This is a genomic window from Kitasatospora sp. CB02891, assembly GCF_002803145.1.
GTDB lineage: Bacteria > Actinomycetota > Actinomycetes > Streptomycetales > Streptomycetaceae > Kitasatospora > Kitasatospora griseola.
Genome location: NZ_NNBO01000015.1, coordinates 49,689 through 70,668, shown reverse-complemented (window position 1 = coordinate 70,668; position 20,980 = coordinate 49,689). Strand labels below are relative to the sequence as shown.

The 20,980-nt window shown below is 73.7% G+C and carries 19 protein-coding genes; 18 read left to right on the top strand and 1 reads right to left on the bottom strand.

Going from position 1 to position 20,980, the window contains the following annotated elements; all coding sequences use genetic code 11:
* The first annotated feature begins 33 nt into the window (after positions 1-33).
* The 18 genes from CG736_RS28135 to CG736_RS28055 are packed head-to-tail and all read left to right on the top strand — an operon-like array spanning position 34 to position 19,941.
* Positions 34-984, top strand: a complete 951-nt coding sequence (locus CG736_RS28135) for an ACP S-malonyltransferase (protein ID WP_100588966.1) — start codon at positions 34-36, stop codon at positions 982-984.
* The gene (locus CG736_RS28130) at positions 971-2,554 is read left to right on the top strand and encodes a class I adenylate-forming enzyme family protein (RefSeq protein ID WP_100588965.1); all 1,584 of its coding nucleotides are present in this window, start codon (positions 971-973) and stop codon (positions 2,552-2,554) included. The genes CG736_RS28135 and CG736_RS28130 overlap by 14 nt, the downstream gene beginning before the upstream one ends.
* Entirely contained in the window at positions 2,535-2,783 is a 249-nt protein-coding gene (locus CG736_RS28125) for an acyl carrier protein (protein WP_035864761.1), read from the top strand. The genes CG736_RS28130 and CG736_RS28125 overlap by 20 nt, the downstream gene beginning before the upstream one ends.
* A gap of 13 nt (positions 2,784-2,796) precedes the next feature.
* Positions 2,797-4,002: a PLP-dependent aminotransferase family protein gene (locus CG736_RS28120; protein ID WP_100588964.1), complete on the top strand. Its 1,206-nt coding sequence runs from the start codon at positions 2,797-2,799 to the stop codon at positions 4,000-4,002.
* Entirely contained in the window at positions 3,999-6,341 is a 2,343-nt protein-coding gene (locus CG736_RS28115; RefSeq protein ID WP_100588963.1) for a lantibiotic dehydratase, read from the top strand. Before CG736_RS28120 ends, CG736_RS28115 begins: the two co-directional genes overlap by 4 nt.
* Positions 6,338-7,393: a 2,3-diaminopropionate biosynthesis protein SbnA gene (sbnA, locus tag CG736_RS28110; RefSeq protein ID WP_100588962.1), complete on the top strand. Its 1,056-nt coding sequence runs from the start codon at positions 6,338-6,340 to the stop codon at positions 7,391-7,393. The genes CG736_RS28115 and sbnA overlap by 4 nt, the downstream gene beginning before the upstream one ends.
* Positions 7,390-8,418, top strand: a complete 1,029-nt coding sequence (gene sbnB / locus CG736_RS28105; protein WP_100588961.1) for a 2,3-diaminopropionate biosynthesis protein SbnB — start codon at positions 7,390-7,392, stop codon at positions 8,416-8,418. Before sbnA ends, sbnB begins: the two co-directional genes overlap by 4 nt.
* On the top strand, positions 8,415-9,167 hold the full coding sequence (fabG, locus tag CG736_RS28100) for a 3-oxoacyl-ACP reductase FabG (RefSeq protein ID WP_100588960.1): 753 nt from the start codon (positions 8,415-8,417) through the stop codon (positions 9,165-9,167). Before sbnB ends, fabG begins: the two co-directional genes overlap by 4 nt.
* A gap of 55 nt (positions 9,168-9,222) precedes the next feature.
* The gene (locus CG736_RS28095) at positions 9,223-9,513 is read left to right on the top strand and encodes an acyl carrier protein (protein ID WP_035864774.1); all 291 of its coding nucleotides are present in this window, start codon (positions 9,223-9,225) and stop codon (positions 9,511-9,513) included.
* Between the two features lie 2 nt (positions 9,514-9,515).
* A complete protein-coding gene (gene fabZ, locus CG736_RS28090; RefSeq protein WP_232734235.1) occupies positions 9,516-10,031 on the top strand; it encodes a 3-hydroxyacyl-ACP dehydratase FabZ in 516 nt (171 codons plus the stop codon).
* Positions 10,032-10,073: 42 nt separating this feature from the next.
* Positions 10,074-12,101, top strand: a complete 2,028-nt coding sequence (locus CG736_RS28085) for a GNAT family N-acetyltransferase (RefSeq protein WP_100588959.1) — start codon at positions 10,074-10,076, stop codon at positions 12,099-12,101.
* A 38-nt stretch (positions 12,102-12,139) separates the two neighbouring features.
* Positions 12,140-13,177, top strand: coding sequence for an aminomethyltransferase family protein (locus tag CG736_RS28080; protein ID WP_100588958.1), 1,038 nt, complete (start codon positions 12,140-12,142; stop codon positions 13,175-13,177).
* On the top strand, positions 13,177-15,498 hold the full coding sequence (locus CG736_RS28075; RefSeq protein ID WP_100588957.1) for a beta-ketoacyl-[acyl-carrier-protein] synthase family protein: 2,322 nt from the start codon (positions 13,177-13,179) through the stop codon (positions 15,496-15,498). Before CG736_RS28080 ends, CG736_RS28075 begins: the two co-directional genes overlap by 1 nt.
* On the top strand, positions 15,498-16,496 hold the full coding sequence (locus tag CG736_RS37215) for a hypothetical protein (protein ID WP_198520636.1): 999 nt from the start codon (positions 15,498-15,500) through the stop codon (positions 16,494-16,496). Before CG736_RS28075 ends, CG736_RS37215 begins: the two co-directional genes overlap by 1 nt.
* The gene (locus CG736_RS28065) at positions 16,493-16,879 is read left to right on the top strand and encodes a hypothetical protein (protein WP_100588956.1); all 387 of its coding nucleotides are present in this window, start codon (positions 16,493-16,495) and stop codon (positions 16,877-16,879) included. The genes CG736_RS37215 and CG736_RS28065 overlap by 4 nt, the downstream gene beginning before the upstream one ends.
* Entirely contained in the window at positions 16,876-17,028 is a 153-nt protein-coding gene (locus CG736_RS36570) for a hypothetical protein (RefSeq protein WP_157815765.1), read from the top strand. The genes CG736_RS28065 and CG736_RS36570 overlap by 4 nt, the downstream gene beginning before the upstream one ends.
* Entirely contained in the window at positions 17,025-18,191 is a 1,167-nt protein-coding gene (locus CG736_RS28060) for a hypothetical protein (RefSeq protein ID WP_100588955.1), read from the top strand. Before CG736_RS36570 ends, CG736_RS28060 begins: the two co-directional genes overlap by 4 nt.
* A gap of 40 nt (positions 18,192-18,231) precedes the next feature.
* A complete protein-coding gene (locus tag CG736_RS28055) occupies positions 18,232-19,941 on the top strand; it encodes a DHA2 family efflux MFS transporter permease subunit (protein WP_100588954.1) in 1,710 nt (569 codons plus the stop codon).
* Positions 19,942-19,966: 25 nt separating this feature from the next.
* On the opposite strand, the gene CG736_RS28050 is transcribed toward CG736_RS28055, so the two are convergent.
* The gene (locus CG736_RS28050) at positions 19,967-20,962 is read right to left on the bottom strand and encodes a helix-turn-helix transcriptional regulator (RefSeq protein ID WP_100588953.1); all 996 of its coding nucleotides are present in this window, start codon (positions 20,960-20,962) and stop codon (positions 19,967-19,969) included.
* Between the last annotated feature and the right edge of the window lie 18 nt (positions 20,963-20,980).

The following is a 20,980-nucleotide window of genomic DNA, read 5'->3' as shown; positions in this document are numbered from 1 at the left end:
GCGCAGGCCCCACTCGAAAGGAGGTTCGAACAAATGTTCGCATTCATTGCGCCGGGTCAGGGCTCCCAGACCCCGGGCATGCTGGCCGCCTGGCTGCGCGACCCGGCCACCGCCGAGCGGGTGCGGGCCTGGTCGGAGGCCGCCGACCTGGACCTGGTCCACCTCGGCACCAAGGCCCCGGCCGCCGAGATCGCCCGCACCGAGCACACCCAGCCGCTGCTGGTCGTCGCCGGACTGCTCGCCCACCACGCCCTGGCCGGCGCCGCCCGGCCGGGCGGGGCGGTGGCGGCCGGCCACTCGGTCGGCGAACTCACCGCCGCGGTGTACGCCGGGGTGCTGGAGCCCGCGGACGCGGTGCGGCTCGCCGCGATCCGCGGCCGGGCGATGGCCGCGGCCTGCGCCGAGGCGCCCACCTCGATGGCCGCCGTGGTCGGCGGCGAGCAGAGCGAAGTCCTGGCACGAATAGCCGAGTTGGGCCTGACCCCGGCGACCTTCAACGGCCCCGGCCAGATCGTCGCGGCCGGTCTCGGAACGGCCCTGGAGCAGCTGGCCGCCGCCCCGCCCGCCGGGGCCACCGTCAAGCCGCTCACCGTGGCCGGCGCCTTCCACACCCCGTTCATGGAGTCGGCCCGGCAGACCTTCGCGGCCGCCGCCGAGGCGGTGCCGTTCGCCCCGCCGACGCAGCCGCTGCTGTCCAACGCGGACGGCGCGCTCGTCGAGGACCCGGCGGAGATCCGCCGCCGACTGGTCCGGCAGGTGGTCAGCCCGGTCCGCTGGGACTTCTGCCTGGACCGACTGGGCGAACTGGCGCCGGAGACGACGATCTCGCTGCCGCCCGCCAAGACCCTCGCCAACCTGCTCAAGCGCCGGCACCCCGGGCTGGACGTGCTGTCCGTGAACACCGCCCGGGACGTCGCCCGGGCCCAGGAGCGGCTCGCCGTCGCCGCGATCAGCGAGGGAGTGGCCGTCCATGCCGGTGTCTGACCTGCTCGAATACCCGCTCCTGGAGCGGGCCGACCACCCCGCCGTGACCGACGGCGAAGGCACCCTGAACTACCGCGAGCTGGGCGCCGCCGTGGACCGCGCGGTCGGCTGGCTGCGCGGCCAGGGCCTCACCGCCGGCGAGCGGGTGGTGTACGCCGGCGGCAACGACCGCTCCTTCCTGGCCCTGTTCTGGGCCACCCTGCGGATCGGGGCGATCTTCGTCCCGGTCCACCCCGACCTGACGGACCAGCAGATCGACCACATCGTGGCCGACTCCGAGGCCGCGCTGGCCGTCTGCCGCCCGGCGGCCGGCGCCCGCGCCGCCCGCACCGTCGACGTCGAGCAGGCCTGGCAGCAGGTGCTCGCCTCCGCCGAGGACGGCCACCGCGCCGACGTCGACGAGGACGCGGTGGCGATGCTGATCTACACCTCCGGCACCACCGGCCGCCCCAAGGGCGTGGTCTGCCCGCACCGCCAGATGCTCGCCGCCCTGGACGCGATCAACGCCTGCCTGGGCTACCGGCAGGACGACGTGGTGCTGTGCCGGCTGCCGCTCTCCTTCGACTACGGCCTCTACCAGGCCCTGCTGTCCGCCCTGGTCGGCGGCACCCTGGTGCTGGCCCGCCGCAGCGAGGACGTCGGACTGCTCCGGCTGATCGAGCGCACCGGCGTCACCGTCGTCCCGCTGGTGCCCTCGCTGGCCCAGATGCTCCACCTGCTGCAGAGCAAGTTGCACCGGCCCACCCGGGTGCGGCTGTTCACCAACACCGGCGCCCGCCCCGGCCGGGCCGTGATGGCGGAGCTGCTGGAGGTCTTCCCCGGCTCCGAGTTCGCCTCGATGTACGGCATGACCGAGTGCAAGCGGATCTCCATCCTCGACCCGGCCGAGTACGCCGGGCACCCCGATTCGGTCGGCCCGCCGATCCCCGGCGACCGGGTCCGGATCGTCGCGGCCGACGGCGCCGAGCTCGGCCCCGGCGAGACCGGCGAGATCGTGGTGTGGGGACCGACCGTGATGGCCGGCTACTGGCGGATCCCGCTGGAAGAGCAGAACCGTTTCATCCGCCGCCCGGACGGCTCGCTGGAACTGCACACCGGTGACCGCGGCCGGCTCGACGAGGACGGACGGCTGTACTTCGTCGGCCGCGACGACGACGTGATCAAGCGCCGCGGCATGCGGATCGCCCTCACCGAGATCGAGGACGCCGCCGAGCGACTCCCCGGCGTCACCGCCGCCGTCGCGCTGCGCCCCGAGGAGGAGGGCGGACCGCTGCTGCTGGCCGTGCACGGCACCCTCCCGCCGGAGCAGGTCCGCGCCGCGCTGGTCGGCCGGCTCGACCCCAGCCGGATGCCCGACCGGGTCGTCCCGCTGGACACCGTCCCGCTGACCGCCAACGGCAAGCCGGACCGGGCCGCCGCCAAGCGCCTGGTCGACGCCGCCACCGCCGCAGCGGCCGAAGCCGCGGAAGCGGCCGCCGCCGCAGCCGCCGTCGTCGCGGCCGAGCACCACCGAATCCACCAGACCGTCACCGCATCCCCGAGGGGCAGCCATGAACCAGTCGCAGTTTGATCAGCTCGTCGAGCGGATCTGCTCCGTGCAGGTCACCGACTCCGAGACCCCGCTCGTCGACCTGGGCGTGGACTCGCTGCACACCATCGCCCTGGTGATGGCCGTCGAGGAGGAGTTCGGCATCGAGGTCGACCCCGACGCCCTCGCCGACCCGGCGCTGGCCTCCCCGGCCGGACTGTTCCGCTACGTGCAGGCCTGGGCCGCCGACGCCGCCCCGGCCCGAGTCTGAGGGACCGCCAGCCATGTGGACCGACACCAGACCCGCGGCCGAAATGCCCCGGCTGTTCGAGCGGGGCGGGGACGTCATATCCCTGGCGGGCGGACTGCCCGACCTGGACGTGCTCCCGCTGGGGGACATCTCCCAGCAGCTCGCCCGACTCGTCCGCCTCGGCGGCAAGCTCGCCCTGCAGTACACCACCCCGCACGTCGCCAAGGCCCTCGTGCCCGCCGTCGCCGACCTGATGGCCCGTGAGGACGGCCACGCGAGCGCCGACAACCTGATCCCGACCAGCGGCTCCCAGATGGGCCTCACCGCCGTCGCCCTCGCCCTCGGCACCCCCGGCGACACCATCCTGGTGCAGACCCCCGCCTACCCCGGCGCCACCGCCGCCTTCCGCACCGCCGGCCTCGAACTGCACGCGGCCCCCGAGGACCCCCAGGGCCTCGACCCGCAGCAACTGCGCACCACCGTACGCGAGTTGAGAGAAGCCGGCCGCGCCGTCCGACTGCTGTACGTCAACCCGACCTTCCAGAACCCGACCGGCGCCACCCTCTCCGTCCCGCGCCGCGCCGAGATCCTCACCGCCTGCCGCGAACTCGACCTGCTGCTGATCGAGGACAACCCGTACGGCCTGCTCGGCTTCGACGGCGCCACCACCACGCTGTTCCAGGCCCTCGACCCCCAGCAGGTGGTCTACCTCGGCACCTTCTCCAAGATCTTCGCCCCCGGCCTGCGCTCCGGCTGGATCGCCGCCCCCGAGCACCTGCGCTTCGACCTCGCCCGGGTCGCCGAGATCATCTCGCTCTCGCCGTCCGCGCTCGCCCAGGGCACGCTGGCCGCCTACTACTCCCGCAACGGCTGGACCGAGCTGATCGACCGCTACCGGGACAGCTACCGCGAACGCTGCACCCTGATGGCCGACGCGCTGGACGCCGAGCTCGGCGCCGACAGCCCGTGGACCTGGCAGCGCCCCGACGGCGGCTTCTACCTCTGGCTGCGCCACCGCGACGGCGCCGACGCCACCCGCTACGCGCAGGCCGCCGCCGCGCACGGCGTCTCCTTCGTCCCCGGCGGCCACTTCTCCGTCGACGGCGAGCACAACGACGGCATCCGGCTGTGCTTCAGCAACGTGCCGCGCAAGAAGATCACCGAAGGCATCGCCCGGCTCGCCGCCGCACTGACCGAAACCTCGGCCGGGGCACGCGAGTTGGCGGAGGTGTCGGGATGACCGCCCCCGCCGTCGAAGCCGCCCGCGCCGTGGACTGGGCGGACTTCGCCCCGCTCCACCCGCTGGCCGGCTCCGACTGGCAGGTCTGGGGCGTCGGACTGCTCCGCAACGCCGGCTTCCCGGTCTCCGGCCTCGACCTGATCGGCGGCGCCCTCGCCCCGGCCGCCGCCGCCCGGCTCGCCGCCGGCGACGGCACCGCCGAGGAGTTCGACACCGCCTACCGGGCCGACGTCGACACCGAGGCCGCCCGGCTCGCCGCCCTCGCCACCGACCCCGAGCTCCGCCTGGCCATCGCCTGGCAGAACCGCACCGTCTTCCGCATCCTCGACTCGCTCGCCGCCCCCGGCGGCAAGGAGACCAAGCGCCGCCAGCGCGAACGCACCCTCGCCATGTACTGGCTGCGCTACTGCGCCAAGGCCGAGACCATCGGCTTCTTCGGCCCCGGCGCCTGGATCGGCGTCGGTCGCACCCAGCAGGCCATCGGCATCGACCACGGTCCCGCCCTGGTCGCCGCCGCCCGCACCTCGCTGGAACGCTGGACGGTCGCCGCGATCGCCGACTGGATGGCCGAACAGCCCGGCGCCCGCTGGTGGTTCCCGCCGATGCTGCGCCCCGACGTCCACCTGGACGGCGAGCAGCTGGTGCTGGCCAACCGCAAGACCGTCCGGCTGCGCCCCGAGGACGGCCAGGTGCTGCGGCTCGCCGACGGCGACCGCAACGCCGAGCAGATCACCGACCTGCTGGTCGCCGACCACGGCTGGGACGCCGCCACCGCCCGCGGTGCCGTCGACAAGGTGCTGAACCGGCTGCTGCGGCAGCGGGTGCTCGGCTGGGACGCCAACATCCCGGTCGACGTGCGCGCCGAGGAGGTGCTGCGCCGCCGCGTCTCGGCGATCGGCGACCCCGAACTGTTCGTCCGCTACGACGCGGTGCTCGCCGAACTCGCCCGCCACAAGGGCGAGATCGACCGGGCCGGGAGCGCCGAGCAGCTGGTCGAGGCGCTGGACGCGCTGGACGCGTACTTCGTGGAGACCACCGGCCAGGCCGCCTCCCGCGAGGAGGGCAAGGCGTACGCCGGCCGCACCCTGGTCTACCAGGACACCCTGCGGGACTGCCGGATGGAGCTCGGCCGGGACTTCCTGGACGGCATCGCCCGCCCGCTCGCCCTGGTCGCCGACGCCGCCGACTGGTTCGGCAACCGGCTCGCCGAACTGGTCGAGGCCGAGGTGGTCGCGCTGGTCCGCAAGGCCGCCGAGCGGCAGCGCCCCGGCGTCGCCGTCACCCTGGCCGACGTCTGGCCGCAGACCCTGGCGCTGTTCTGGGGCGAGCACAACCACCCCGTGCAGCAGGCCGTCCGGGAGCTGGCGCTGAAGTGGCGCGAGGTCATCGGCGAGGTGCCCGAGGGCGCCACCCGGATCGACCTGAGCGTCGAGAAGATCGCCGCGAAGACCCGGGAGGTGTTCGCCACCGGCCCGGTGCGCTCCCCGCACCTCGCGGTGCACAGCCCCGACCTGCAGATCGTGGCTCGCTCGGCGGACGCCGTCAACAACGGCCAACACCTGGTCGTGCTCGGCGAGTTGCACGCCTGCCTGGCCACCCTCGACCTGCCGTTCCTGGACTGGACGGCCGACGCCGGCTCGCTGCGCGACAAGGTCAACCGGGCGATCGGCGGCGAGCGGCTGGTGCCGCTGCTGCCGGTCGGCTGGAAGCGCAACAGCGGCCGCATGGTGCCCGCCCCGATCGGCGCGGGCGACCGGCTGATCGGCTTCACCCGCGCCCCGTTCGACCAGCGGGAGCGGATCGAACCCGCCGTCGCGATCACCCTCGCCGAGCACGACGGCACGCTCACCGCGACCACCTCCGACGGCCGTACCCGGACGCTCTCCGAACTGCTCGCGGTGCTGATCTCGATCATCGCCTGCGACGCGTTCAAGATCGGCCTGGACCGGCCGCACGCCCCCCGGGTCACCCTCGACGACCTGGTGCTGTTCCGGGAGACCTGGCGGCTGCCCGCCACCGGCGTGGCCCTCGCGCCGAAGGCCGACCGGAGCCGCGACTACCTGGCGGTGCGCCGCTGGGTCACCGACAACGCGCTGCCCGACCGGGCCTTCGTCAAGTTCCCCGAGGAGACGAAGCCGTCCCTGGTCGACTTCACCAGCCCGACGCTGGTGCTCTCCTTCGCCAACCTCGTCCGCCGGGCGGTGCAGTCGGACCCCGACGCCAGGGTGACCGTCAGCGAACCGCTGCCGGCCCCCGAGGAGTCCTGGCTGCCCGACGCGGACGGCGAGCAGTACGTCAGTGAGCTTCGGCTCCAGATCAGCCGAAAGGTGCCGGAATGACCGTGCTCGTCCCCGACGGCGCCGGGCTGCGGGTCCGCCCGCACCGTCCGTCGGACCCCGACATCGTCGCCACGATCGGCGGCACGCCGCTGGTGGCGCTGGACCGACTCTTCCCGCCGAACCGCTTCCAGGTGTACGCCAAGTGCGAGCGGTTCAACCCCGGCGGCTCCATCAAGGACCGGGCCGCCAAGTCGATGGTCGAACAGGCCATCGCCACCGGCCGGATCGTGCCCGGGGTGTCCACCGTGGTGGAGTCCTCCTCCGGCAACCTGGGCATCGCGCTCGCCCAGCTCTGCAACTTCTACCGGCTCGGCCTGATCATCGTGGTCGACCCGCGCACCACCCCGCAGAACCTCGCCATCATGCGGGCCTACGGCGCCCGGGTGGAGGTGGTCGAGCACCGCGACCCCGCCACCGGCGAGTTCCTGCCGGCCCGGATCGGCCGGGTCAAGCACCTGCTGGCCACCGTCCCCGACGCCTGGTGGCCCAACCAGTACGCCAACGAGGACAACTCGCGCGCCCACCACACCACCATGCGGGAGATCGTGGAGGCCCTCCCCGAGGCCCCCGACTACCTGTTCCTGGCGGCCGGCACCACCGGCACCCTGCGCGGCTGCGCCGAGTTCATCCAGGACCAGGGGCTGCCCACCCGGGTGGTCGCGGTGGACGCCGTGGGCAGTGTGATCTTCGGCCCGCCGGAGCCGTGGGAGTCCACGCACCGGCGGACCATCCCCGGCCACGGCGCCGCGGTCGTCCCCGCCCTGCTGCGGCCGGGCTTCGCCGACCGGGTGGTCAAGGTGACCGACTCGGAGTGCATCCGGGGCTGCCGCCGCCTGCTGGCCGAGGAGTCCGTCCTGGCCGGCGGCTCGTCCGGCGCGGTGATCGCCGCCCTGCAGCAGTCCGCCGACTGGATCGAGCCGGGCGCCACCTGCGTCGCCGTGCTCCCGGACGGCGGCGACCGCTACCTCGACACCATCTACGACGACCAGTGGGTGGAGTCCTACCTCCGGCAGTACCTGCCGCAGACCGACCAAGAAGGGACCCAGCCATGAGGATCCTCGGCCGGGAGGACGTCCGGACCGCGCTCGCGGACCTCGACTCCACCGTGATCGACCTGGTCCGCAACGCCTACGTGCTGCACAGCCAGGGCAAGTCCGACCTCCCGTTCTCGACCTTCCTGCGCCCGCTGCACCGCTCCGACTCGCGGATCATCGCGCTGCCCGCCTACCTCGGCGGACCGGCCCCGGTGATGGGCCTGAAGTGGATCTCGTCCTTCCCGGAGAACGTCAACCGGGGCATGCAGCGCGCCAGTTCGCTGTGCATCCTGAACGACCTGGAGTCCGGCTACCCGCTCGCCCTGATGGAGGGCAGCCAGATCTCCGCGGTCCGCACCGCGGCCGGCGCGGCGCTCGCCTCGGGGCTGCTGAACGCCGGACGCGAGGTCCGCACGATCGGCCTGGTCGGCTGCGGCACCATCAACAGCCAGGTGGTGCACTTCCTCACCCAGGTGCACGAGGACCTGCGGACCGTGCTGCTGCAGGACGCCTTCCCGGAGCGGGCCAAGGTGTTCGCCGCGGAGCTGGCCGCCGAGTACCCGGGCGTCGAGTTCAAGGCGGCGACGCTCGGTCAGGCGCTGTCCGCCGACACGGTCTCGATCGCCACCACCGACTCCTCGTACTGGCTGGACCTGGCGGACCACCCGAACCGCCCGTACGGGCAGGTCGTCCTGCACCTGTCGCTGCGCGACCTGTCGGTGGCCTCGGTGCTGGGCGCGGTCAACGTCACCGACGACGCGGACCACGCGATCCGCGAGCAGACCTCGCTGCACAAGGCCGAGCAGCAGGCCGGCCACCGCCGCTTCGTCACCGCCGAGATCGGCGCGCTGCTCGACGGCACCGCCGAACTGCCCGCCGCCCGCACCGTGGTGTTCGCCCCGTTCGGACTGGGCGTGCTGGACCTGGCGGTCGCCGAGGCGGTGCTGAACCACGCCGAGAAGCACGGGCTCGGCACCGAGGTCGAGGGCTTCGACCCGGGCAGCCACAAGGTCACCTCCAACCTCGCCGGGAGCGCGGCATGAGTCAGCTGTTCACCGAAGGCACCAGGGCCGTCGTCACCGGGGCCTCCCGGGGCATCGGCGCGGCGATCGCGCTGCACCTGGCCGAGCACGGCTGCGACGTCGCGCTCAACTACCGCTCCAGCGCCGGCAAGGCCGAGCAGCTGGCGGAGAAGATCGAGGGCCTCGGCCGCAAGGCGCTGCCGGTGCAGGCCGACGTGTCCGACGAGGCGCAGGTCGCCGCGATGTACAAGGAGATCCGCACCGCCTGGGGCGGCGTGGACGTCGCGGTCCTCAACTCCGGCATCACCGCCGACGGCCACTTCGCGGCGATGAGCGCCGCCAAGTGGCAGGAGGTGATCTCCACCAACCTGACGGGCGCCTTCCTGACGGCCCGTGAGGCCACCAAGCAGATGTACGCGAGCGGCGGGTCGATCGTCTTCATCGCCTCCACCTCGGGCATCGCCGGCCGGGTCGGCCAGGCCAACTACGCCGCCTCCAAGGGCGGGGTGATCGCGATGGCGAAGACCCTGGCCTACGAGGGCGCCGCCAAGGGCATCCGGGTCAACGTGGTGGCCCCGGGCTTCATCGACACCGACATGGTGAAGAAGGTGCCCCGCGCCCAGCTGAAGGAGGCCGCGGCGGCGATCCCGCTGGGCCGGATGGGCACCCCGGAGGAGGTCGCGCAGGCGGCGGTCTTCCTGGCCAGCCCGGCGGCCTCGTACATCACCGCCAAGGTGCTCACCGTCGACGGCGGGATGCTCTACAGCTGACCCCCCTCACATCGAACTGACGTTCCATCAATTACCGACAACGGAAAGGCACATCATGTCCACCGCCACCTTCGAGGACGTCCGGACCCAGGCCGAGCAGCGCCTGGAGAAGAACCTCAAGATCAAGTCGATGATCATCGACCGCCTGGGCCTGGACGCCGAGGCCGAGGTCGTCTCCGACAACCAGCCGCTGTTCGGCCGGGGCCTGGAGATGGACTCGCTGGACACCCTGGAGATCGTCGTCATGATCAACAACGAGTACGACGTGCTGATCAGCGACGACGACTTCGAGGCCTTCGGCTCCATCAACGCCCTGGTCGACTTCATCGAAGCCCGCGAGGTCTGACCGTGGCCACTGCCGTCGCACCCACCAAGGTGGCCGTCAAGGAGAAGCCGAAGACCTTCGCCTACTCCTCCGACGACATCAAGCGGATGCTCCCGCACCGCTGGCCGATGCTGATGATCGACCGCGCGTACGACGTGGTCCCCGGCGTCTCCGGACGCGGCATCAAGAGCGTCTCGGTGAACGAGCCGTTCTTCGCCGGCCACTACCCCGACCACTCGATCATGCCCGGCGTGATGATCGTCGAGGCGATGGCCCAGCTGGTCGCCGTGGTCTACGTCGCCGAGCTGCTGGAGGCTCCCGCTCCGGCCGAGGGCGACCCGTCGTCGAGCGTCGGCTACCTCGGCTCGATCAGCTCGATGAAGTTCTCCCGGCTGGTCGTCCCCGGCGACCAGCTCACCCTGGAGGCCAAGCTCGGCCAGAAGCTCGGCGGCCTGCGCTCCGTCTCCGTCCGGGCCTCCGTCGGCACCGAACTCGCCGCCGCCGGCTCGCTGATCGTCACCACCGAACGCAAGGGCTGACCCCCGTCGCCCCTCGGACCAGAGCAGACAAGGAGGTGTGGAATGTCCATCACGATCCGCCCGTACCAGGAGGGCGACGCGCATGACATCGCCGAGCTCTACAACCGTCACCGCGACAACCCCAACCCGGTGGCGGGCGGAATCACCGGCGAGGAACTGGAACGCGAACTCGCCGAACGCGACACCGCGACATTCCTGATCGCCGTCGACGACGACCGGGTGGTGGGCACCTTCGGGCTGTTCCACAGCACCGGACGCCGCTCCGCCCGGGCCGGCGAGCTCATCGCCGACATGTTCTTCGTCGCCCCGGCCTACCGCAACGGCGTCATCACCGGACGGCTCTTCACCGAAGCCGTCGAATGGATGATGCGCTGCGGCTGCCTGGTGCTCCGACTGACCGTCAACCCGGCCAACACCGTCGCCTTCAAGCTGTACCGGCGGGTCGGCTGCGTGTCGGTCGGCGAGACCGTCCCCGGCGAGGACGGCAACGTCGAGCTGCACAACTACATCCCGCTGATCCTGCGCAGCGTCTTCCACGACCTCGACCCCGAGGCGCTGGCGGCGCTCGGCCAGCTCAGCAGCTTCGGCAACGTCGCCGGCGGCCGGGACGACGAACTCCGTTCCGACGTACGGGTGGTGGACGGAATCCGCACCGTCGCCTACGCTCTGGCCCTCGGCGAGTTCAAGCTCACCGCCACCATCGACGTGGACCGCGGCCTGATGCTGGACGCGGCGCTCACCACCCCCGACGGCGCCACCCGGCCGCTGAAGATCGCCGAACCGCCCTACGAGGTCCGGAGCCGGCAGGCCGCCGAGCCGCACCGCTTCGGCGACAGCGGCCTCACCGCCGAGCTGGACACCGCCGAAGGCACCCTCACCGTGCACGCCGAGGGCCACCACGGGCCGGTGTTCGTCTCCACCTGGCCCAGCGCCGAGGCCGACCGCTCGGCCGGCTGGCGCGAAGGCCAGGCCCGCGAACTGGAGATCCACCCCGTCGAACACGGCGTCCAGGTCCGCGAGACCACCGGCGGCAACCAGGTCACCGGCACCCTCACGCTCCACCGGGGCGTGCTGGAGCAGCAGTTCACGTACACCACCCGGCCCGGCCGGATCTTCCAGACCGTCGGACTCCGCCAGGGCGACTTCACCCTGACCGGCCCCGACACCACCGCCGTCCAGCACCTGATCGGCACCGGCATCGGCGTCCGGGACACCTCCGAGGTGGTCGCCGCCGCGCAGACCGCCCCGGCCGGCTCCACCCTCGCCTGGACCGACGGCGCCACCCGGATCACCCTCCCGGCCGGCCGCCCGGTCCGGCTGATCCACACCACCCTGGTCGAACGCCACCTGGAGCCCGACGCCGACGGCACCGCCCGGCTGCGCACCGAACTCCGCACCGGCGCCGACCACGACACCCCCCGCACCACCGCTGAACCGCAACTCGCCACCGGCGAACGGAAGTTGATCGTCAAGGCGAACGCCGGCGGGATCACCTCCTGGACCGAGGGCGGCAAGAAGGTGCTGCGCAGCCCCGCCCCCCGCACCCGCGCCTTCGGCAACAACCCGCGGTGGAGCGCCGGCGCCTGGGTCACCCTGGAGCACCACCGGCACAGTCTCGCCACCGGTCTCGGCTGGGGCGTGCCGACCACCCGCGAGTGGGAGCAGAAGCACCCGCTCGGACTGGCCGCCCCGCAGGAGCGGATCAGCTGGGAGGCCACCGCCCCCGAGCAGGCCGCCGAGCCGGTCCGGATCGACGTCCACGCCCCCGGCGCGGACGAGGAGACGGTGCTCTGGCTCACCCCGGACACCCCGGCCGACACCGCCGTGGTGCTGCACTCCGCCGGAAAGCGCCACGAGCTCGACGCCACCGCCTTCCGCCAGGTCTGGGCGTCCGCCGCGGCGATCCGCCTCACCAGCGGCCACTGGCTGCACCTCGCCCCCGCCGGCAGCGGGAGCGGCGCACCGGAGATCGTCCTGCGCACCACCTCCTCCGGACTGCTGATCGGCTGCGCGACGGCCGGCGCCGAGGCCGCCTGGCAGCTGTCCGTCCACCCCGCACCCGCGATCTGACACCCCGTCGAAACATCCTCGAAAGGACCACCAGAGCCATGACCACCACCGTTGCCGTGCGCACCGCGCAGGACGACTACACCACCGTCCGCACCGCCATCGGCGTCTACCCGATCACCGCCCCGCTGGTCCGGATCTCCGGCGGCGACCGCTACGAGTTCCTCGACCTGTTCCTCGCCAAGTCCAGCGAGTACGTCGAGCCGGACACCGTCCGCGAGGCGCTGGCGCTGAACCAGGACGGCTCGCCGTTCGCGATCCTGCTGCACTTCGAGATCGGCGACGACTCCTGGCTGCTGCCCCGCACCCCCGTCTCCGTCGACGCCCTGACCGGCTACCTGGAGGCGCTGGACGCCCCCGCCGACGTCACCGTCGAGGTCGCCCCCGAGGGCTGGGGCGCCACCGCGTTCGAGGGCCCGAACGCCTGGGCCGCGGCCGCCGCGTTCGTCGAGTTCGACATCTCCGGCCTGACCCTGCACGGCGTCACCGAGTCCGCCGTCCCCGGCGAGCCGGCCGCGCTCGCCCACCTGGCCCGGGTCGGCACCACCGGCGAGTACGGCTACCTGCTGCTGTCCAACGCCCCCGAGGCCGGCCACGCCGCCGCCGTCGAGGCGGTGCTCGCCCAGGGCGGCGCCGAGGTCGGCGCCGAGGGCCTGGCCCGGGTCCAGGCCGAGGCCGGCATGGCGGTCTACGCCGCGGGCTTCGCCGGCCTGCCGGTCCACGAGGCCGACCTGGCCTGGATGGTCGACTGGAACCGGGTCGGCGAGTTCCTCGGCTCCGAGGAGCTGGTCAAGCCCACCGCCGAGAACGCGAAGATCACCGCCCTGGCCGCCCCGGCCGGCGCCGCCTTCGCCGTCGGCACCCCCGTCACCGCCGGCGGGCAGCAGATCGGCACCGTCATCTGGCAGGCCCCGTCCGCGAACGCCGACGAGGAACTGATCGTCGCCAAGCTGGACGCCCCGTTCTGGGTCCCCGGCCTGGAGCTCTCCGCGGCCGACCGGGACGGCGCCGACACCCCGGTCCGCACGGTCACCCAGCCCCGCGTCATCGCCCGCTCGCTCACCACCCGGATCCACTGATGACCAAGACCACCGAACGCATCGCCCTCACGGGCCTCGGGCTGATCACCGGCGCCGGCGATGACGTGGAGAAGAGCTGGGCCTCGATCTCCCAGGGCGTCTCCGGCATCCGCACCAACACCCTGTTCGACACCGCCGAGCTGCTCACCGACTGGGCCGGCATGGTCACCGCCGAGCAGCCCGCCGACCTGGACCGCTGCTACGCGCTGGCGGCCACCGCGATCCGCGAGGCGCTGCGCAACTCCGGCCTCGACCTGGACACCGTGGACCGCGACCGGGTCGCCGTGGTGGTCGGCTCCAGCCTCGGCGCGATGCCCACCCTGGAGAGCGTGCACCGCGGCCTGGTGAAGGACGGCGTGCTGGACGCCGTACAGGCCGCCGCCTCCCAACTCCCGTGCGTGGGCGACTTCATCGCCGCCGAGTTCGACCTGCGCGGCCCCCGCGTGGTGCTCTCCAACGCCTGCGCGGCCAGCGCCGTGGCCCTCGGCTACGCGGCCGAACTGCTCTGGAAGGGCGACGTCGACTACGTCATCTGCGGCGGCGTCGACCCGCTGGCCCAGCTCTCCGCGTACGGCTTCTCCGCCCTCGGCGCGCTCGATCCCGAGCCGTGCGCGCCGATGACTGCCTCCACCGGGCTCACCCTCGGCGAGGGCGCCGGCTTCATGGTGCTGGAGTCCGCCGAGCGGGCCGCCGAACGCGGCGCCGCCCCGCTCGCCGAACTCGGCGGCTACGGCCTCTCCTGCGACGGCTACCACCAGACCGCCCCCGACCCGAGCGGCAAGGGCGCGGCCGCCGCGATGGCCCAGGCCCTGCAGACCGCGGGCCTGGCCCCCGAGGACGTCGACTACGTCAACCTGCACGGCACCGGCACCCCCGCCAACGACGTGTCCGAGCCCAAGGCCGTGAAGCTGCTGTTCGGCGCCGAGGTGCCGCCCGCCAGCTCCACCAAGTCGATGCTCGGCCACACCCTGGGCGCGGCCGGCGCGGTGGAGGCGATCGTCTCCACCATGGCGATCGACCGGGGCGTCATCCCGCCGACCGTCAGCACCCGCGGCGTGGACTCCCCGTTCGGGCTGGACATCGTCCCCAACGCCGGGCGGCCCGCACCCCTCGAAGTGGTCGCCTCCAACTCCTTCGCGTTCGGCGGCAACAACGCCACCGTGGTGCTCAACAAGCCCGGCCGGCCCGCCCGTTCGGCCCGGCGCACGCAGCCCGTGCACCACGTCGTGGTCACCGGCGTCGCGGGCCTGGCCGGTTCGGCCGGCTCCACCGCCGAACTGACCGCCGCGCTCGCCGAGGGCCGGGTCGGCTTCGACAACCTGGAGCAGGTCGCCGGCGTCGGCGAGCGCCCGATCGGCCGGATCGACGTCAAGGCCGTCGCCAAGCGCCTCAACCCCAGCAAGGCCCGCCGGATGGACCCGCTGGGCGTGCTCGCCGCGGGCGCCGTCGGCGACCTGTACGAGCGGCACGGCAAGCCGTCCCGCGCCGAGGCCGAGGGCACCGGCATCGTGTTCGCCACCGGCTACGGCCCGGTCACCTCCGTCCTGAGCTTCCACCAGGGCGTGCTGGAGCAGGGCATCACCGGCGCCAACCCGGCGATGTTCGCCAACACCGTGGTCAACGCCGCCGCCGGACACGTCGGAATGCTGCACCGCTACCGCGGCTACACCGCCACCATCGCCAACGGCGGCACCTCCTCGGTGCTCGCGCTCCAACTGGCCGCCCGGGTGATCGCCCGCGGCATGGCCGACCGGATCATGGTCGTGGTCGCCGACGAGTTCCCCGAGCAGGCCCTGGCCACCCAGGCCCGGCTGCCCGGATACGCGACGACGACGCGGGTGGTCCCCGGCGGCGGCACCGGCACCGTGCTCTCCGAGGGCGCGGCCGCGATCCTGCTGGAGTCCGAGGCCTCCGCCGCCGCCCGCGGCGCGAGCGTCCTGGCGGACGTCCGGGGCTTCGGAGCCTCCGGCGAGGCGGCCGGCATCGGCCGGATCGGTCGCGACGGCGGAGCCTGGGCCCGCGCCCTGCGCGGCGCCCTCGCCGAGGCCGACTCCACGCCCGAGCAGATCGACACGGTGGTCTCCGCCGCCTCCGGCTACCGCCTGGTCGACGTCGCCCAGTCCCGCGCCCTGACCCTGGCCGGCCTCTCCGACCGCCCCACGGTCACCCCCAAGGCGCTGCTCGGCGAGACGTACGGCTCGGCCGGCGCCCTCGGCCTGGTCGCCGCCCTGGCCGGCGACGCCCCCGCCGGACGCCTGCTGCTGTCCAGTTTCGCCTACGGCGGCTCCTACGCTGCCGCGGTGTTCGACGCGAGGCCGTGATGGGCGCCGTGCGAAGCGTGCTGCGGGCCGCCGGGGACTGGCTGGAGGAGCAGCGCCCGGAGACCGACCTGGTCGGGACGGACCTGGTGATGCTCGGCTGGGCCGGCCGGTTGGGCCCGGTGCTCGCCGCGGCCTCCGCGACGGCGACGGCCGAGCGGCTCCGGACGCCGGAGTCGGTGCCCGGCGGGGCACCGGACTTCGGCCGGGTGCCGGGCGGCGGCCCGGCACCCACCCAGGCCCCGGCACCCACCCAGGCCCCGGCGGACGGCCGGCCCGACCGGGCGACACCCGGGCCGACGGTCCGGCGGGCGACGGCGGAGGCCCCGTCCGCCCCCGCGCAGCCGAACCGCCCGGCGCCCGCCGCGGACGCGCCGCAGGGCGGCCCGGCGGACGAGGCCGCCATCGACTGCCTCGTCACCCGGCACCCGCACCTGCCGCGCGACCGGATGGGCCACCAGCTGAACGACGCCGGCCGGTGGCTGATCACCGAAGCGGTGGCGAGCCTGTACGGGGTCCGGCTGAGCCCCCGCGAGCTGGCCCGCGACGAGCACCGGCGGTGGAGCGTGCCGGAGCTCGGCCTGACCGCCTCGGTGGCGCACTGCGCCGCGTACTCGACGGTGGCGCTGGTGTCCGGCCAGACCGTCGGCGTGGACCTCCAGGACCACCGGGACCGGCCGTTCGCGATGCAGTGGCTGGGCGCGCTGCTCGGCCGCCCGGACGGCGAGCCCGCCACCATGCGGGACTTCGCCGAGTGCGAGGCGCTGATCAAGGCCTCGCACCTGCGCAAGGAGACCTTCGCGGGTGTCCGGCTGCCGGACTGGCGGCCGGGCTGGCGCCCCACCAACGTCGGCCACTTGGTCCGCTCCGCCGACCTCGGCCACGGCCTGCACCTGGCGCTGGCCACCGACGCCCCCGCCGCCGTCCGCTGGTGGTGGCAGCCGCAGCCGTCCGCACCCGCCGTCCGCACCGAGGCACTCGGCCTGGAGGCCGCCGCATGACCGCCGCCCGCTGCGCGGGGCAGGCCGGGACGGAGCAGCGGCCCGCCGTCGGGCCCGAACCCCGCCGGCCGCAGAACTCCGGTGCGGCCGCACTGCTCACCGCCCACCCGGTACTGGACGGCTCCGCCGAACTCGGTTCTCCGGTCGAGGAGTTCGGTGTGGCGTCGCAGACCGGTCCGGGCTGCGCGCAGCGCGCCTCCGCCCGCGCCTGCTCGCGGTGGGACTGCTCGGCCGAACCCGTCGGCCCGCAGGCGGACTCCGGTGCCGCCCCGACGCCGTCGGCCGAACCCGGCCGCGCGCGGCGCGAGGTGGTGACGAGCAGCTGCTCCCGGTGGGACTGCCTGCCCGAACCCGCCGCTCCGACTCTGGAACTCGTCGCATGACCGCCATCGCGACCACCGCGACCGCCACCGCAGCCACTACCGCCGCCGTCCGCCGACCCGCCTCGCAGTTCGAACTCGGCACCCTGCCCGAGGACGTGGCCACCCGGCCCGAGGACTTCGCCGCCCCGACCCTGGAGCTCGTCGCATGACCGCCACCGCCGTTGCCACGCCGGCCCGGGCCTACACCCGGCGGATCTCCCAGATCGAGCGCGGCTACCTGAACGCCAACGCCACCGGCACCCCGCAGCTGATCCAGATGGTCGTCGAGGGCGAGGGCCGGATCGACCCGGAGCGCCTCGCCGACGCGGTGCGGCAGGCCACCACCGCCAACCCGGGCCTCGCGGTCCGCCGCAAGGGCCCCAACTGGCGGGCCGGGGACGCGCTCCCGCCGATCACCGAACTGCCCGCCGACGCCGGGTTCGACCACCCGTTCTTCCACCGCGACCTGGACGTGGTGGCCGGGCCGGTCTGCGAGGTCGGCCTCGCCAACGGGCCGGTGACCACCCGACTGGTGGTCCGGGCCAGCCACATCGTCACCGACGGCCGCGGCCTGCGGTACTGGATCGAGGACCTGTTCCGCGCACTGCGCGACGAGCCCGCGATCGGCGCGGACTCCACCGTCGACGACACCCACTTCCGGACCGCCGCCGCCCCCGTCCCGGCCGCCCCCGTCCCGGCCCGGGTGGAGGGGGGCCCCGCGATCCTCGGACAGGGGACCGCCGACGGAACGGCGCTCTGGCTGCGCCGCTCGATCGCGGCCACGCCGTCCGCCGCCACCGCCCGGATCGGCGCGGCGGTGTCCCGGCTGCTGACCGCCGACGCCGGCCGCCTGATCATCCCGGTGGACCTGCGCCGGCACGACCGCGAGGTGCGCTCCACCGCCAACCTGACTTCCCAGCTGGTGCTCGACCTGCACCGCGAGGACCGCTGGAACCGGCTGCACAGCCAGCTGCTCGCCGCCATGCTCCGCAAGCGCGAAGTCGCCGCCCTGGACCGGGACTTCCTGCGCAACAACCCGTTCGCGAACTCGCTGCGGGAAGCCCAGGAGCTGGACGGCGCCCGCTTCCCGTGCACCGCGATCCTCACCGACCACGGCCGGATCGACACCGAGCTGTTCCGCACCGCGCACTTCCGTCCCACCGACTACTGCACGCTGCCGATGCTCGTCCCGTACGCCGAGATGTTCCTCAGCACCTGCCAGCTGGGCGGCCGTACCGAAGTCACCCTGTCCTGCCGCAACCGGCCCGACGCCCGCCCGGCCGCCGAGGCCGTCCTGGACGAGGTCGAACGCGCCCTGCTCGCCGTCGACTGACCCGGCCACCCCTCCTCCCGCTGATGAAGGACCCGCGAAGATGCCCACCAAGCAGCCCGCCCGCACCACGGTGAACGCGGCCAAGGGCAAGGCCCGCCGCACGCCGGGCCCGGCACGCAAGCCCGCCGCCAAGCCCGCAGCCGCCGCCAAGCCCACCGCCCCCAAGTCCACCAAGGCCGCCCCCGAGCCCACCAAGGCCGCCCCCGCCGCCGTCGCGACGACCGTCGAGCCGGCCGCGGTGGTCGAGGAGACCGCCGCGGTCGCCGTGGCGGAGCCCGAAACCCCGTCGACGTCCGCTGCCGACAGGTCGACCGACAAGCCGGCCGAAGCGCCGCCGGCCCAGGACGGCGGTCCGTCCAAGGCCGCGCTGATCACCATGGCCGTCGCCATCGCCGGCGGGTTCATCGCGCTGCTGGACACCACCATCGTCAACGTCTCCATGCAGGAGACCACCGCCCGGTTCGGCGGCATCAACCAGGTGCAGTGGGTGGTGACGGCCTACCTGCTGGCGCTGGCGGCGACGATGCCCGCGACCGGCTGGCTGTCCACCCGGTTCGGCACCAAGCGGGTGTTCGCCGCGGCGGCCGCGCTGTTCGCGCTGGGTTCGCTGGGCTGCGCCGCCGCCCAGTCGCTGGACCAGCTGATCGCGGCCCGCGGCCTGTCCGGCGCGGCGGCCGGCATCCTGACCCCGGCCTCGACGATCCTGCTGACCCGCGGCGTGCCGCGCGAGCACCTGGCCAAGGTGCAGGGCCTGAACGGCTCGGTGATGCTGATCAGCCCGCTGCTCGGCCCGACCATCGGCGGCCTGCTGGTCGCCTGGGGCGGCTGGTCGGCGGTGTACGTGGTGAACATCCCGTTCTGCGCGGTGCTGCTGTTCGCCGCCGTGCGCTGGGTCCGCAAGGACGCCCCGCCGGCCGGCAGCGCCAAGCCGCTGGACCTGCTGGGCCTGGTCTCCTCGGCGACCGCCACCGTCTCCCTGGTGCTGGCCATCCACGCGTACGCCGAGCGCGGCGCCGAGGCGAGCGCGGCGCTGCTGGTGCCGCTCGGCCTGGCGGTGGTCGGCACGACGGTGTTCGTGGTGCGCGAGCTGAAGGCGAAGCACCCGCTGCTCGACCTGCGGCTGTTCCGCATCCCGGTGTACGCGGCCGCGGTGGTGAACATCTTCTGCCTGGGCTTCGTCCTGTACTCGCCGATGATGCTGATCCCGCTGTACTTCGAGGACGCCCGCGGCGAGTCCGCGGTGACCACCGGCCTGCTGATGTCCACCGGCGGCCTGGGCGTGGTGACCGCCGCCTGGCTGTCCCGGGTGCTGCTGCGGAAGATCGGCGGCGGTGCGACGGTGCTGATCGGCATCAGCCTGACGATGATCGCGACCGTCCCGATGACCGGCCTGACCGGCGCCACCCCGTACTGGCTGATCTGCGGCAGCCTGGTGGTCCGCGGTCTGGGCACCGGCCTGACCATCGTGCCGACCATGACCCGGGCGTTCCAGTCGATCCGTCAGGAGTCCATCCCGGACGCCTCCTCGCAGCTCAACCTGACCCAGCGGATCGGCGGTGCGCTGGCCATCGCGGTGGTCACGGTGGTGCTCACCGACTCCGCCCGCAGCCACCACGGCATGGTGCCGGCCGCGTTCGCGCACTCCTTCGGCTGGCTGCTCGGGGTGTACGGGGTGACGCTGCTGCCCGCGCTGGCGCTCCTCCTCGCGGACCGCCGGGAGAAGCGCCAACAGGCCGCGCAGGCGGCCTGACGGCATCGGAGCAGGACGCCCGCGGTCAGCGCGTGGCGGGGAGCCAGCCGTCCTGGACGGCGTGCACCCCGGCCTCGAACCGGCTGCGGGCGTCCAGGCGTTCCATCAGGTTGGCGGCGAACCGCCGGGCGGTGCGCGGGGAGACGCCCATCCGCTTGGCGATCGCCTCGTCGGTGTGGCCCTGGGCGAGCATCTTCAGCACCGCGAGCTCGTGCGGGGGCATCTCGTTCTCGTCGCACTTGGGGGCGTCCCCGACCGGGATCGCACCCGACCACACGCCCTCGAACAGCGCGCACAGCGCGGCCACCGTGCCGGCGCCGCGCAGCACCACCGCCCCGGCCCGGGCGTCCTCGGTGTCGATCGGCAGGACCGCCTGCTGCCGGTCGAAGATGATCATGCGGATGGGGAGTTCGGGCACCGTGCGGACCTGGCCGCCCTGCAGGTTCAGCCAGGTCACGTGGTCCAGGGTGGGCCGGTGGTTGCGGACGCTGTCCAGGTAGACGGTGCGCATCTGCACGCCGCGCTCCAGCAGCGCCGCGTTCGGCTGCCGGCTGGCCCGCAGGTCCTCCTCGGTGTGGGCGCCGCCGGGGGCGAAGGTCGCCACCTCCTGGCGCACCGACCCGGCCAGTTCGGCCAGCCGCTCGCGGATCATCTCCGGGCCGTTCAGCTGCTCGGACGCCGCGTCGGTGGCGGTCGGCCGGAACGCCGAGCACTCCGCGATCAGTTGGGCCGCCGCGGCCCGCGACGCCTCCACCCGCAACTGCTGGGCGGCCAGTTCGGCCTGCTGGCGGGCCAGCAGCACCTCCATCGCGGTCTCCGGTCCGACCGCCCGGAAGCCGATGCCCTCCCGGGCCGACGGCTGGATCAGGGCCAGTTCACTGAGTCTGTCGAGTCCGGTGCGGACTCTGTCCTCGGTGAGACACAAGGCTCTGCCCAGCGCCACCACCCCGGCCTGCGGGTCGGCGAGCATCCTCCGGTAGATGGACTCGGCCTCCGCATCGAGCCCCAGAACGTCCAGCATGGATCGGTCCCCGTTTCG

What these genes read in the sequence shown, in the direction of transcription:
- CG736_RS28135 (WP_100588966.1), top strand. Translation starts at nt 34, where the DNA reads ATGTTCGCATTCATTGCGCCGGGTCAGGGCTCCCAGACCCCGGGCATG.
- CG736_RS28130 (WP_100588965.1), top strand. Translation starts at nt 971, where the DNA reads ATGCCGGTGTCTGACCTGCTCGAATACCCGCTCCTGGAGCGGGCCGAC.
- CG736_RS28125 (WP_035864761.1), top strand. Translation starts at nt 2,535, where the DNA reads ATGAACCAGTCGCAGTTTGATCAGCTCGTCGAGCGGATCTGCTCCGTG.
- CG736_RS28120 (WP_100588964.1), top strand. Translation starts at nt 2,797, where the DNA reads ATGTGGACCGACACCAGACCCGCGGCCGAAATGCCCCGGCTGTTCGAG.
- CG736_RS28115 (WP_100588963.1), top strand. Translation starts at nt 3,999, where the DNA reads ATGACCGCCCCCGCCGTCGAAGCCGCCCGCGCCGTGGACTGGGCGGAC.
- sbnA (WP_100588962.1), top strand. Translation starts at nt 6,338, where the DNA reads ATGACCGTGCTCGTCCCCGACGGCGCCGGGCTGCGGGTCCGCCCGCAC.
- sbnB (WP_100588961.1), top strand. Translation starts at nt 7,390, where the DNA reads ATGAGGATCCTCGGCCGGGAGGACGTCCGGACCGCGCTCGCGGACCTC.
- fabG (WP_100588960.1), top strand. Translation starts at nt 8,415, where the DNA reads ATGAGTCAGCTGTTCACCGAAGGCACCAGGGCCGTCGTCACCGGGGCC.
- CG736_RS28095 (WP_035864774.1), top strand. Translation starts at nt 9,223, where the DNA reads ATGTCCACCGCCACCTTCGAGGACGTCCGGACCCAGGCCGAGCAGCGC.
- CG736_RS28085 (WP_100588959.1), top strand. Translation starts at nt 10,074, where the DNA reads ATGTCCATCACGATCCGCCCGTACCAGGAGGGCGACGCGCATGACATC.
- CG736_RS28080 (WP_100588958.1), top strand. Translation starts at nt 12,140, where the DNA reads ATGACCACCACCGTTGCCGTGCGCACCGCGCAGGACGACTACACCACC.
- CG736_RS28075 (WP_100588957.1), top strand. Translation starts at nt 13,177, where the DNA reads ATGACCAAGACCACCGAACGCATCGCCCTCACGGGCCTCGGGCTGATC.
- CG736_RS37215 (WP_198520636.1), top strand. Translation starts at nt 15,498, where the DNA reads ATGGGCGCCGTGCGAAGCGTGCTGCGGGCCGCCGGGGACTGGCTGGAG.
- CG736_RS28065 (WP_100588956.1), top strand. Translation starts at nt 16,493, where the DNA reads ATGACCGCCGCCCGCTGCGCGGGGCAGGCCGGGACGGAGCAGCGGCCC.
- CG736_RS36570 (WP_157815765.1), top strand. Translation starts at nt 16,876, where the DNA reads ATGACCGCCATCGCGACCACCGCGACCGCCACCGCAGCCACTACCGCC.
- CG736_RS28060 (WP_100588955.1), top strand. Translation starts at nt 17,025, where the DNA reads ATGACCGCCACCGCCGTTGCCACGCCGGCCCGGGCCTACACCCGGCGG.
- CG736_RS28055 (WP_100588954.1), top strand. Translation starts at nt 18,232, where the DNA reads ATGCCCACCAAGCAGCCCGCCCGCACCACGGTGAACGCGGCCAAGGGC.
- CG736_RS28050 (WP_100588953.1), bottom strand. Translation starts at nt 20,962, where the DNA reads ATGCTGGACGTTCTGGGGCTCGATGCGGAGGCCGAGTCCATCTACCGG.